8 protein-coding genes and 3 riboswitches are annotated in these 12526 nt (G+C 44.8%); of the genes, 2 read left to right on the plus strand and 6 right to left on the minus strand.

Annotation, left to right across the window (positions count from 1 at the left end; all coding sequences use genetic code 11):
* Positions 1–6: 6 nt before the first annotated feature.
* Positions 7–2214: an anaerobic ribonucleoside triphosphate reductase gene (locus NBH16_RS17465; protein ID WP_195319841.1), complete on the minus strand. Its 2208-nt coding sequence runs from the start codon at positions 2212–2214 to the stop codon at positions 7–9.
* A gap of 261 nt (positions 2215–2475) precedes the next feature.
* A riboswitch (cobalamin riboswitch) is annotated at positions 2476–2677 on the plus strand.
* Positions 2678–2726: 49 nt separating this feature from the next.
* Between NBH16_RS17465 and NBH16_RS17470 the strand changes: the two genes are divergently transcribed.
* Positions 2727–4910: a TonB-dependent receptor gene (locus tag NBH16_RS17470; RefSeq protein ID WP_008779146.1), complete on the plus strand. Its 2184-nt coding sequence runs from the start codon at positions 2727–2729 to the stop codon at positions 4908–4910.
* Positions 4911–4943: 33 nt separating this feature from the next.
* On the plus strand, positions 4944–5873 hold the full coding sequence (locus NBH16_RS17475) for a sirohydrochlorin cobaltochelatase (RefSeq protein ID WP_039848534.1): 930 nt from the start codon (positions 4944–4946) through the stop codon (positions 5871–5873).
* Between the two features lie 73 nt (positions 5874–5946).
* On the opposite strand, the gene NBH16_RS17480 is transcribed toward NBH16_RS17475, so the two are convergent.
* The 5 genes from NBH16_RS17480 to NBH16_RS17500 form a co-directional block, all read right to left on the minus strand.
* Positions 5947–7044, minus strand: a complete 1098-nt coding sequence (locus NBH16_RS17480) for a sirohydrochlorin cobaltochelatase (RefSeq protein WP_048927104.1) — start codon at positions 7042–7044, stop codon at positions 5947–5949.
* Positions 7045–7066: 22 nt separating this feature from the next.
* On the minus strand, positions 7067–9130 hold the full coding sequence (locus tag NBH16_RS17485) for a TonB-dependent receptor plug domain-containing protein (RefSeq protein ID WP_158532454.1): 2064 nt from the start codon (positions 9128–9130) through the stop codon (positions 7067–7069).
* A 112-nt stretch (positions 9131–9242) separates the two neighbouring features.
* Positions 9243–9439, minus strand: a riboswitch (cobalamin riboswitch).
* Positions 9440–9493: 54 nt separating this feature from the next.
* On the minus strand, positions 9494–10291 hold the full coding sequence (locus NBH16_RS17490; protein ID WP_008779150.1) for a TerB family tellurite resistance protein: 798 nt from the start codon (positions 10289–10291) through the stop codon (positions 9494–9496).
* A 90-nt stretch (positions 10292–10381) separates the two neighbouring features.
* On the minus strand, positions 10382–10999 hold the full coding sequence (locus NBH16_RS17495) for an HAD family hydrolase (RefSeq protein ID WP_121961568.1): 618 nt from the start codon (positions 10997–10999) through the stop codon (positions 10382–10384).
* On the minus strand, positions 10992–11585 hold the full coding sequence (locus NBH16_RS17500) for a sugar O-acetyltransferase (RefSeq protein ID WP_121961567.1): 594 nt from the start codon (positions 11583–11585) through the stop codon (positions 10992–10994). The genes NBH16_RS17495 and NBH16_RS17500 overlap by 8 nt, the downstream gene beginning before the upstream one ends.
* 489 nt (positions 11586–12074) lie before the next feature.
* Positions 12075–12275: riboswitch (cobalamin riboswitch) on the plus strand.
* The last annotated feature ends 251 nt before the right edge of the window (positions 12276–12526 follow it).

A 12526-nucleotide genomic window follows, 5' to 3' on the forward strand; every position in this document is an offset into this window, starting at 1 on the left:
TGAAAATTAGTTGTGGGTGATGCGGTCGTTCAGCTCGGATAGCTTGGCGTTGTTCCAACGGTCGGTGGTTCCTACCAAGTAACCGGTGATGCGTTGAAGTTTGTCCAAGTGTTTGCTGCCGCATTTTGGGCAGGCTTCCAGATTCGGGGTGGAGTTCTCGTAGCCACAATCCAGACAACGGTTACGATTATGGTTTACGGAACCGTATCCGATATTGTATTTATCCATCATATCCACGACACGCATGATCGCTTCGGGGTTATGGGTAGCGTCGCCATCCATCTCTACGTAAAAGATATGGCCGCCACGAGTCAAATCATGATAAGGAGCTTCCACTTCGGCTTTATGACGGGCGCTGCACTTGTAATATACCGGGACGTGATTAGAGTTCGTATAATAATCCCGATCCGTGATACCCGGAAGCGATCGGAACTTCTTACGATCTTTTCCCGTGAACTTGCCGGACAAGCCTTCAGCCGGAGTTGCCAGTACGCTATAATTGTGTTGATATTGCTCAGAGAATTGGTTGGCGCGATCCCGGATATACGTAACGATCCTTATGCCTAAGGCCTGCGAATCCTCATCTTCGCCATGATGCTTCCCGGTAAGGGCTACCAAGCATTCGGCCAGTCCGATAAAGCCGATGCCCAAGGTGCCTTGGTTGATAACGGAGGCAATCGAATCGTTAGGCTTCAATTTTTCCGAGCCTAACCACAAGGAAGACATCAACAACGGGAATTGCTTCGCGTAAGCGGTTTTCTGGAACTCCATACGCTCATGCAACTGACGAGCCGTAAGTTCCAGCATATGATCCAGTTTAGCGAAAAATAGGGCGATACGCTCTTCCTTATTCTCCACTTGCATGCACTCGATAGCCAATCGTACGATATTGATCGTCGAGAAGGATATATTACCTCGTCCGATAGAAGTTTTTGGTCCGAAACGATTCTCGAATACACGGGTACGGCATCCCATGGTCGCTACCTCGTGGATATAGCGCTGAGGATCGTCCTCTTTCCAATCCTCGCTTTGGTTGAAGGTCGCGTCGAGATTCAAGAAGTTCGGGAAGAAACGACGGGCGGTGACCTTGCAGGCCAATTGGTAAAGATCGTAGTTACGGTCTTCCGGCAGATAGCTTACGCCTCGTTTCTTTTTCCATATCTGGATCGGGAAGATAGCGGTCTCGCCGTTACCTACGCCTCTGTAAGTGCTTTTTAATAACTCCCGGATGATGCAACGACCTTCCGCCGAGGTGTCGGTCCCATAATTGATGGAGCTGAATACCACTTGGTTACCTCCACGGGAATGGATCGTGTTCATATTATGGATAAAAGCCTCCATCGATTGATGTACACGGCTTACCGTGCGGTTGATGGCATGTTGTATGACGCGTCTATCACCGCTTAATCCATCCAAGGTCTGTGTCTGGTAATCGTCGATAGGCTTATTATATAAGTGGGAGAAATCCTGTCCGTATAAATCCTCTAAGGTCTTTACTTCCTCGATAAAGCTATTACGTACGTAAGGAGCTAGGTAGAAGTCGAACGCCGGTATCGCCTGTCCGCCATGCATCTCGTTTTGGGCGGTCTCTAGAGAGATACAGCCAAGGATACTGGCGGTTTCGATTCGTTTAGCCGGACGTGATTCGCCATGGCCGGCAGAGAATCCGTATTTCAGGACGCGATCCAACGGGTGTTGTACGCAGGTCAAGCTTTTAGTCGGATAATAATCTTTATCATGAATATGGAGATAGTTGTTTGATACGGCTTCCTTGACCTCTTCGCTCAATAAATAGTCATCGACAAACGGCTTGGTGGTCTCGCTGGAGAATTTCATCATCATGCCGGCGGGTGTATCGGCGTTCATATTCGCGTTCTCACGGGTGATGTCGTTGGATTTGATATTGATAATCTCCAAGAACATATCCCGTGTTTTCGCCTTGCGGGCTACGCTTCGCTGATTTCGGTAAGCGATATATTTCTGCGCTACGTCCTTCCGGCTACTGGCCATCAATTCCAGTTCCACGGCATCTTGAATCGCCTCTACGGTCATTTGAGGTTCTCCCTTGAATGAGATATGATCTGTGATCTGGCGAATCAGTTGCATATCTTCTCCCTTATCTGTATGCAACATGGCTTTACGGATAGCGGTTACTATCTTCTCCTCGTTGAAGCCAACGATACGCCCGTCCCGTTTAACAACTGTCTGTATCATGATGTCGATTAATTTGTGATTGATTATGCGTGCAAAGGTATCTTATTACACTATATGATTTTCTTTTTGGAAAACTTTTTGCTGATTAAATTATGTTAAGGTGTTAATTTGTAGTGCGTTGTGAAAAGTTTTGGAAAACTTTGTGTCTTGTATGATTGCTTTTGTTTTCCTTTTTGGCGATGTGATGTGTTATAAGCTTCTCTTTGTAAAGCTTTTAAAGAACATAAGCCGGGATATATTTTTGTTTATATAAAATAATTCATACTTTTGCCCCCGTTTTGGTGATGACGTAAAACCATCCGGTTTCGTCATAAAGAGGGAATCCGGTGTGAATCCGGAGCAGTGCCCGCTACTGTAAGCTTTTGTAAAGTAGAAAACATTTCTCATACCACTGTCTGTAAAAGACGGGAAGGTCGTTTTCTACGAGGTAAGTCAGGAAACCTGCCAAGCGTTTTTATTGCTGTTTTTCTCGGGGTCAGGAAAGCGGAAATATACATAATAACAAATCGTTTATGAAAAGAAAGTGTTTGTGCGCGGCTTTAGCTGTAAGTTGTGCGATAAACGTATCATTTGCGCAGGTACGTTTACAGGGTAAGGTCGTGGATGAAAGTAATGAACCAATTCCGGGCGCGAATATCCGCGTGTCGGAATCCTTGAATGGTACAACCACGGATGCCAGCGGAAAATTTGAGCTGAACCTTCCCGATGGTAGACATCGTATTCGTGTGACTTACCTTGGCTATGAGCAAGGCGTGTATCAAACGGATCACTCGGAAAAAGATGTCGTTATTAAGCTGAAAGAAAAGTATGTGAATATCGATCAAGTGGTGGTAACCGGTACCGGTTCGCATCGCCGCATGAGTAATTCCCCTATTCCCGTGAAAGTGCTTACGGGAAAAGACTTGAAAGAGGCGAGCGTAACCAATTTCCAAGATGCGATGACCAAGCTGAATCCGAGTATCGTATTTATGGAAAACGGACAGGGGGCTACGATGAATATGAACGGATTGACAGAGAAATACGTGGTTATCTTGGAAAACGGTAAGCGTTTGGCCGGCGATGATACCTATTCCCGTATCGATATGTCTAACGTAAAGCGGGTAGAGATCTTGAACGGGGCCGCTTCCGCTTTGTATGGTAGCGACGCGATCGCCGGCGTTATCAATATCATCACGGATGATTCCCGCAATAAGGTGAACGTGACGAGCAATAGCCGTTATGGTAGCAAGAACCAATTCTTGCAGTCGGTCAACGCGGACGTGAATGTAGGGAAGTTCGGTTCATATACTTCTTATCAATATCAACGGGCCGATGGTTGGCAATTAAATCCCTATACGGAGAGTAAAGGCGAGTTGGTTCCTACCAATAAGCAAGCTTCCGAGGGATTTCACCGGAACGTGATCAACCAACGTTTCACGTACGACGCTACGGATCGTTTGTCTTTTTATGTGCGTGGCACTTTCTTCGGACGTTCCAGCGATCGTCCGATGCCGATGGATAAAGTGAATACGACCAACTATGATATGAGAAAAGAGACGTTCACTTATGGGGCGGGCGCTCAATACATGATTAATAAGAACTCTTATTTGAACGCTGATTATCTGTCGGACAATCATAGTACGTATAAGGATTTCTTTGATGGAAAGAAAAGCGGAGAGAGTGATATGACGAAACGGATTCATTACCATAACTTGAATGTCAAGGGAATCTTTCGTTTGGGCAAGTATAATAAGCTTTCGGCTGGTACGGAGTTCATTAAAGAGTTACTGAGTAGCGAGACGGATAACATAGCGGGTAAAAGTATGTACACGACCGCGCTTTATGCTCAAGACGAGATCAATATCAATGAGCATTTCCAAGCGTACGCGGGTTTGCGCTATATTTACCATGAGAATTTTAAGAGTTATGCGACTCCTAACGTGGCTTTGCTGTATAAGGTAGGCGGTTTTAATTTCCGCGGATCGTATGCGGCTGGTTTCCGTACACCTGAATTGAAAGAGCTGTATACGGAATCGGAGAAGAAAGCGTCCGGAGCGACTCGCCTTACGATCGGTAATCCGGATCTGGACCCGGAGAAGAGCGACAATTTCACGTTGAGCGCTGAATATACGATGCGGTATTTCTCTTTGTCCGTATCCGCTTTTATGAATAACGTGCGTAGCATGATTAACTATAAGATGTTGGATACGGCGGAACGGGATGCTTATAACACTGCCCATGGTACGGACTATGATGAGATACAGATGCGTGCGAATATCGATAAAGCGAAGATCAAAGGTATTAACGTGACCTTCAATAGTTATCTGGGAGCGGGCTTTACCTTGAATGGTGGCTATAGTTTCATGGATGGAAAGAACGTATACGAGGATGAACCTTTGGATAAGACCGTTAAGCATAGTGGTACGGTAGCGGCTATGTGGTCTCATACTTGGAATAAGTATAAGCTGAACGTGAATTTTAACGGACGTATCCAAGGGGAACGTTATTCTACTTCTTATGGATACGCACCGAAATATTCCTTGTGGAATCTCAATACGAGCCATACGTTTAGAGCCGGCGATTTCTTGTTGGAACCGGGAGTAGGTATCGAGAACCTTTTTGATTATGTAGATGATCGTCCCTTTAATTACAATTACGCTACATTGACCCCGGGCCGTACCTATTACGTCAGCCTTCTGGTCCGTTTCAAGCAGTAAACTGTCACATGTCAACTATTAACTAATATAATAATGTATAGGGGATTTTTACGATCCATGTTTGTTTGTTCACTCCTGCTTGGGCTCGCCTGTTCATTATGGGCGAAACCCGGGCGGGAGTTTTACGCTTCCGATATCCGGGAGAGCATGGAAAAGGGAGATAAGTTAGCGATCTTGATGGTACATTTCGGGAGTGCTTACCCGGAAGCTCGTACCCAAGTACTCGATGTGATGAACAAGCGTGTCAAGGAGGCTTTCCCAGACGTGGAAGTCCGGCAGGCTTATAGCGCCCGTAGCGTAGTGAGTCGGTTGAGGGCGCAAGGTGTTTGGGTTCAGTTGCCGGCGGACGCCTTGGTAGAGTTGCGTGATCAAGGGTTTACCCATGTGATAATCCAACCGACTATCATTATAGAGGGTGTGGAGATGGAAGCGATCCGCAAAGAGGCGGAACAGCGAAAAGGTTTGTTTAAGGATTTGCGTGTAGGTAATCCCTTGTTATATGATGATACCGATTATGAGGCGGTGATGAAAGCGGTTTCCTCACCTTCTGGAGTGACTAAAAATGGGGCTAAGTTATTGGTGGCGCACGGAACTTATCATGCCAGTAACTCGGCTTATGCGAAATTGGGGTATATGTTCCAGACCAAAGGAATGAAAGATTATTATACCGGAACCCGTGAGGGTTTCCCTACGATCGAGGATGTAGGTGAGCAAATGCGCCAAGCCGGTCATAAGCGTGTGCAGTTGATTCCTTTTATGTTCGTACTGATTCGAGGTACGGAAAATACGGTTACGGATTTCTGGCAGAAAGGGCTACGTCAACAGGGTTTCGATGTGGATATTTATTTAAAGCCTCTAGGTGAGAATCCGGCGATCCGGTCTTTATTTATCGATCACATCCGTTTCGCCATGAAATATAAACGGGCGACGATTTTTGATCGAAAGAAATTATATACACACTGAACAATTGAAAATTGAGAATTGAAAATTAGTGAGTACTTACTGAACCAATTTTCAATTCTCAATTCTCAATTATTTACTGGTAGTCTTCTCCGGTTTCCCAAGCCTCCGCATCATTATATAATGCTTTTAGATGGTTCACCCAGATCTGACGAACAGCGTCGTAATCGCCTAAGCCTATGATCTTACAGTTCTCTAAACTTCCGTTATGGCTTTCTTTCGTGTCAATCTTGAAGCCCATCTTCAAAAGTTTTAGTCTCCAGCAAGCGTCGGCGTTAGGAGCGGCAGCGCTGAAATCATCATCCTCCTCGATACCCCAAAGGTCATTATGCGCATGGTCTCCGGCGATAGACATGAACGGAGCTAAGGAGATCGTGATCTCTTCCGGTTTTAAGTTATGATCCTCGCAGTATTTGGTAAGTTTGGAATAGACACATTCCTCATTAGGTTCGCCTTCTTCCGGCCAGAACAACATATCTCCGTAATCAACGGTACCTACGAATACATTTTTGTTAGCGGCCAAGGCTTGCATAGCCTCTTCTGTTTCCGTGTATTTCGTATTTGCGTTATAGTTTTTATCCGGGTTACCATGTCCCATTAATAAAAGGATGTTCTTGTTATCAGCCAATTTATCACTGTAGTGGCTGTATAGGACTTTCGCTACGGCTTCCACATCATCCTCGTCGTATACCAAACAAGGGCTTTTTACGACTTGAACACTCGGGAAAGACTCGATCATGAATTTCTTCTTCACGTCCGTATTCATCAAGCTTAGGTATTCCTCACCCGGGATGATGTGTAAGGACTGTACCGCTACCTTCTTGTAACCGGCATTTCCTAGAGCTTGTAACCAAAGGTCCGGTTGGTAACGTGCGATACCGGTCTCTGCCTCTACACGATTCACGCAAGTACGGGAGGTAAATGACAAATAGATGTCCGCATCGGGAAATGCGTTCTGGAAATCGGCCAATGTTGCGTCGTAAGTCTTGATAGACTCCTTGAATGTGCTACCGAATGTACACAACAAGATCGCCGTGTCATGTTTCTTACTTGTCTTTACGACTTCTTCCGCCGGGTTTGCGGTATTGTCGTCGTCTCCATCATCACAGGAGGTAAAAACTGCGCTTGAGGCAAATAGACTCGCCGCAAGCAAAAGGTACTTAAATTTGTTCATCGCATTTAACTTTTAAGATTGTTTATAGTTTATGTTTATTCTGAAATTTCACGATAAAGGAGGCGTACCAAGTCCGTCCGGGAGACGTAGTTCCACGATGGCGTCCGAACGGGGTACGATCCACATAATCGAAGATATTATCGATACCGACATTGATATCTAGGTTCCATTTTTTCTTTTTCAATACGTTATGACGGGTATTCAATCGCCATAGCTGATAACTTTTTCCATCACCGTCCGTGATATAAAAGCGGGTGGATTGGTATCGGCCGAACAAGGTGACATCCAATTTATACTTTTTCCACGCATGGTTCCATGCTAGTTTCCAATTGGCATTATGGAATGAGGTTCCGTTGATCGGGGTGTAGAGCATATAATTCGGGTCGGCTGGATCATCCGTATATTGCGCTTTGGCATCCGTATAGCTATAGCCTCCACCAATAGCCAAGGAAGATAGGATTTGATAGGTGAGCGATATATCTCCCCCGAAAGAGCGGGCTTTGGATAAGTTCTTGTGTTGCATGCTGGCCTCGATCTCATCCAATCGGTCTTCGGCGCTTGTCGGGATCTCGGTCAAGGCGATCATGTTCTTGATACGGTTGTAGAATCCTGTTACCGTGATCTGCAGGTTCGACGCATGATATTCTACGCTCGCCGAATAATAATTGGACTTTTGCGGTTTTAAATCCTTATTACCATAATAATGTTTCCACGGGCCGCCGCCGATCTGCGTGATATAATCATCGTGCAACTCCTTTAAGGTAGGAGCCTTAAATCCATTTGAGTATGTGGCTCGGATATTGAAGTCGCCTAGTTTGTACATGGCGGAGACTTTAGGGGTAAACGTAGCCCCGAACTCTTGGTGCACGACGAAGCGCCCACCTACCGTCACATTCAACCGATCCGTCGGATTCCATTCGTCTTGTACATAAGCGGAAGCCGTAAATACGGAGGCTTTCCCGTTCTCGATACGCCGGGGAGATTTCAAATGATCGTATTGATATTCGAGTCCGGCGCTTAGGATATTGTTTTCCCCGAGGTGGAATACGCTTTTGGCTTGTCCTAGGAAACGTTGTTGAGAGGTTTCCAGAATATGTTCCCCCGGATAACGGGTAATACGTAAACCCGTCTCCGGATCGAAGAAGTTCGTGACATCTTTATGATGGTAATTATAGAAATAGCTATAGTTACCATACGTTAGATCTACCGAAAGGAAGTTCTGCCCTCCCAATGCGTATTTAGCTCCTCCGGCTACATCGAAGTTCCGGTAGAATTGATCATAGGTATAATACTTGAATGCGCCGTGCGGACGATAATTCCATTTCTGGTAAAAAGAGCCATCGGCCGAAAGGCTCAGCCGGTCGTTCACTTTGTAGGTTAAGTTCTCCCTTAACGTAAAGTTCGTGGATCGGTTTACGGTTCGTGTCACGGTTCCATCCATTACCTCGTGATGGTCCCATTCTTGGGTCGTATTTCGCCAGCCGTCCGTGTGGGTCGTACTAAGTGAGGTGGTGGAATTCACTCTCTTATGCCCAAAGCCGATTTGTACGCTTTCCAATATATCTCCATATGATCCGACACGAGTCGTATTCGATAGGCTCACTTTATCCCGGTTCTTTTTCGTGATAATATTGATAACACCGGCGATAGCGTCCGAGCCATACAGGGAAGAGGCGGCACCTTTTACGATCTCGATACGTTCGATATTGGCGGGGTTGATAATACTCAAGTCGTTTTGTCCGCCGGTATCTCCGTTGATCCGTTTGCCATTGATAAGGATCAAGATGTAATCGTTACCTAATCCGTTCATCTGGATGCCACTACCCATGTCGCTCGGATTAAAGGTGATGGAAGCGTTCAGCCCTTCCAGAATATCTTGCATACTGCGTCCTTGGTAACTGTCAAGGGCTTTGCCGGTGATTACCTCTGTTTGCACAGGGGCGTCTTTCAGATAGTGTTCGGTACCCGTACCGGTGACCACGATCTCGTTCAATAGCACGGAAAGTTCCTTCGGATCTTTCAATATGCTTTGGGCGCATACGGATTGTACGCATGCCACCAGAATAGCGAATGCTAAAAGCCTCATATAGTGTTTTATTTATACACGAAATAAAACAACAAGCCTCTATCTGGTTATGTCTCAAAAAATAAATTGAATCGTTTTTTGTATGACACATACTTCTATCCTGGAAGCTTGATGTTATTGTAAGACTTTAGCAGGTATTCTGGCTCTCCTCTGGTTAGAAACCTTCCCATTCCAATTCTGGAACAGTGGCTTTTGAACTTCTAACCAACTTAATGAGGATTACAGCTGCAGGAACAGCTCCGGATTCACCCCGGATTCCCTCTCACCAAACTATGTGATAGCTTGATTACTAAAATCGTGGGCAAAGGTAGGTCTTTTTAATTAAATAATACAGACATTGAGAAAATATTTCCATTTTCTTATTTACTTCATGCCTCTCGCTTTATAGATACGCTCCTTAGCCTCATTGATCTTTTGGAGTTTCTCATTGGCGGCCTTGCGGATATCTTCACCAAGGTTGGCTACTTTGTCCGGATGATGTTTGATAGCCATGCGGCGGTAAGCGGCACGCACCTCATCGTCCGTAGCCGTGGGTTCTATCTCTAATACTTTATAGGCGTTATCTAGGGAGTTTTCCTGAAGATTTAACATGGATTCAACTTCCTTTTCAGACATTCCCATCGCTATGGCTACCTCTTTTAAAGCGTTGATCTCGGTGGCGCAAACATTACCGTCGCTCTTAGCGATCTCGGCGAGGAACGCCAGCAGTTGCAGCCGCTCCTCATAACTTAGGTTGTATGCGATCTGGGTTCCGCATTCCCGGATGGTATTCTTGAATCCTATGCTATTCTCTTGCTCCATGCGTTTGGCTTGGTCGAAAAGCTTTAGCAATATCTCTTCACCTTGGCCTACGGCGATCTCGCCGAAGTTCCTTCGGAGGAATTGACGGACATATTCCATCTCGCTGTGCATGATTTTCCCATCGGCACGGATGATATAGGAGGCCATTACCAACATGGAGAAAAGGAAACTGTTACGCTCCCCGGCGTATGGGTCTCTTCGTGTATATTGATCATCGTAATTGGTTCTGCCACCGAAGGGCTGTCCCGTCATGTTTGCCTCTTCCTCAAAGAAAGAGCCTAATATAATACCGGCTAAAGCGCCCAGTGGTCCGAATGCCATAAACCCCAAGACACCGCCTATCCATTTTCCGATACCCATATTCTTCTTTGTTTTATTTGTCGTTAATCAATGGTGCGATATTCGCTATTCTCTAAACGCATCTCCGGCTGTTGCAATTTCTGGTATTCATCATTGTTCAATTTTGATACCGCAAATTCGCTCTATTTCAAAAATATATTCTTTGGGTGTTGTGAACAATACAGCTTCCATTCCAATCGCCTTTGCACCCAACACATTCACCATTCTGTCATCCGTAAACAAACATTCCGACGGTTTAAGGCTATATTTGTCACAAAGGCGAAGATAAATTTCCTTTTCAGGCTTGATGAAATGTTCCTCACACGATATTACCACACCGTCAAGCAACCGGAATATGTCGAATTTCTCCATGACCCGGTAGATTGTGTCGCTCCAGTTCGTCAACCCATATAGTTTGAATCCGGATTGCTTTAATTTTTTTAGAAGTACACGCATACCTTCAATCTCTCCTGTTATCTCTTCAAGATAATTATCTTTGAAAAACGTGAAGGCATCACTATATTCAGGATACCTTTTTATCGCTCCGTCAATCATTTTCTCAAACGGGATTATTCCACGGTCGCACATGTTTATAAATTCCGGATCTGATAGAATCTTGTGAAAACCGATTAGCGACACTTCATCATCCCCGAAATGTCGTTCAAGCAAGGGTTGCAAATCGTGATTTACAAGGACCTTGCCAAAATCAAAAATGAGGTTTTTAATCATTATCTTCGATATTTTTAATTACACGGAAAGGATTGCCGACAGCTATGGAATTGGCAGGAATATCTTTCACGACAACACTGCCTGCTCCGATGACAGAGTTTTGGCCGACAGTCACACCCGGAAGGATTGTAGAGCCGCCTCCTATCCATACACCATCTTCTATAAGGACAGGTCGGGCAATTGTGTCGCAGATGGACGCTCCGGGACATGTCCTTTCCGGCATCCTTTCTGCGAGGTGGACGGAATGAGTTGCGGTATATATTTTCACATCGGGGGCTATCATCACGTTGTTACCGATAATGATATTGTTATTATCGAGGAACGTACAGTTCATGTTCACGATCACCTTGTTCCCGAAATAGATGTTTTTCCCATACTCGCATCGGAAGTCTATGTCGATGTAAACATCCTTGCCGATACTTCCGAACATCTGCCGATAGATGCGCTGCTTTGCCTCATTGTCGGCATAATCCGTTTCTCTGAGTTGGTGTAGTAGCCTTTTGTTACGGACAGTCATTTCCGTTATTTCGGGCGATGAGCCGTCGAAAGGCTCCTCATCCATACATTTTTGATATTCAGTTTTCATGTGTTCAATTCATCTCATTGTAGAGTCTTATTCTTTATTTGAGCCAATTATTACGACAAGGTAACGCAAGCAAGAATAGGCAGCTTCAAATTGATATGCCTTCAAGCATACGCAAAGTTACACAAAATAGCTGAGAACACGAACAAACGAAATGTATAAAAACTGTACTTGCCTGTTGACTCTACAAAAAGTAAGACTTTTTCATTTAACATCTCATTTAAGTGGAGCTTCTTGTAAATTTTAGCATGCGCTATTGTTTTCGGTGGAAGGATTCAGGAAAACACGTACGACCTTTCCAGAAAACACGTACGACTTTTTTCAAAAACATGTATGTGTTTTCGCAGAAAGATTATCCTGTTTTTTTAATTTTGATTTTTAATGCTTTATGCATAAGCTTCTCTTGTGAGCTTATTGTACGGAATTTTACTTGGGATCCGTGTATTCCGTATATTCCGGCCTGGCTGAAGTGGATAGTTAAATAAAAAATACTATCTTTGCCCCCGAATCGGTTCCGCATATACCATTCGGGTATGTGGATTAAAAGGGAATCGGGTGTGAATCCCGGACAGTCCCGCTGCTGTGAAGCTCCGAAGAACATCTTGAAACAACACTATCGCCACTGGTTCTAGCGACCGGGAAGGCCTCAAGATGGGAGTCAGTCAGAAGACCTGCCATTCATTAAAGGCTGTTTTTGCTCGAGGGATTAGGAAAGCAGTACGAAAAGAATAAGAATCAATAGTTAATGATTTATGGAGAATTTATGTCCTCGTGGCGACATGATCCGTAAAGTGCTTGTTGCGAATCGAGGTGAGATCGCTATGGCTCACCCGATAAACCTGGGGGATTAAGCATACAGCTTTGTAAGTCTGAAAAGAAAGAATTTTATATCCGTTACTCCTCTTAAAGCAGCTCTAAACGCCTTAATTTTAGCATTAAAAGAC

The sequence above is a fragment of the Parabacteroides sp. Y3-G-102 genome, from assembly GCF_023656845.1.
GTDB lineage: Bacteria > Bacteroidota > Bacteroidia > Bacteroidales > Tannerellaceae > Parabacteroides > Parabacteroides distasonis.

Coding starts and splice junctions, on each gene's coding strand:
- NBH16_RS17465 (WP_195319841.1), bottom strand. CDS start 2,214: ATGATACAGACAGTTGTTAAACGGGACGGGCGTATCGTTGGCTTCAAC.
- NBH16_RS17470 (WP_008779146.1), top strand. CDS start 2,727: ATGAAAAGAAAGTGTTTGTGCGCGGCTTTAGCTGTAAGTTGTGCGATA.
- NBH16_RS17475 (WP_039848534.1), top strand. CDS start 4,944: ATGTATAGGGGATTTTTACGATCCATGTTTGTTTGTTCACTCCTGCTT.
- NBH16_RS17480 (WP_048927104.1), bottom strand. CDS start 7,044: ATGAACAAATTTAAGTACCTTTTGCTTGCGGCGAGTCTATTTGCCTCA.
- NBH16_RS17485 (WP_158532454.1), bottom strand. CDS start 9,130: ATGAGGCTTTTAGCATTCGCTATTCTGGTGGCATGCGTACAATCCGTA.
- NBH16_RS17490 (WP_008779150.1), bottom strand. CDS start 10,291: ATGGGTATCGGAAAATGGATAGGCGGTGTCTTGGGGTTTATGGCATTC.
- NBH16_RS17495 (WP_121961568.1), bottom strand. CDS start 10,999: ATGATTAAAAACCTCATTTTTGATTTTGGCAAGGTCCTTGTAAATCAC.
- NBH16_RS17500 (WP_121961567.1), bottom strand. CDS start 11,585: ATGAAAACTGAATATCAAAAATGTATGGATGAGGAGCCTTTCGACGGC.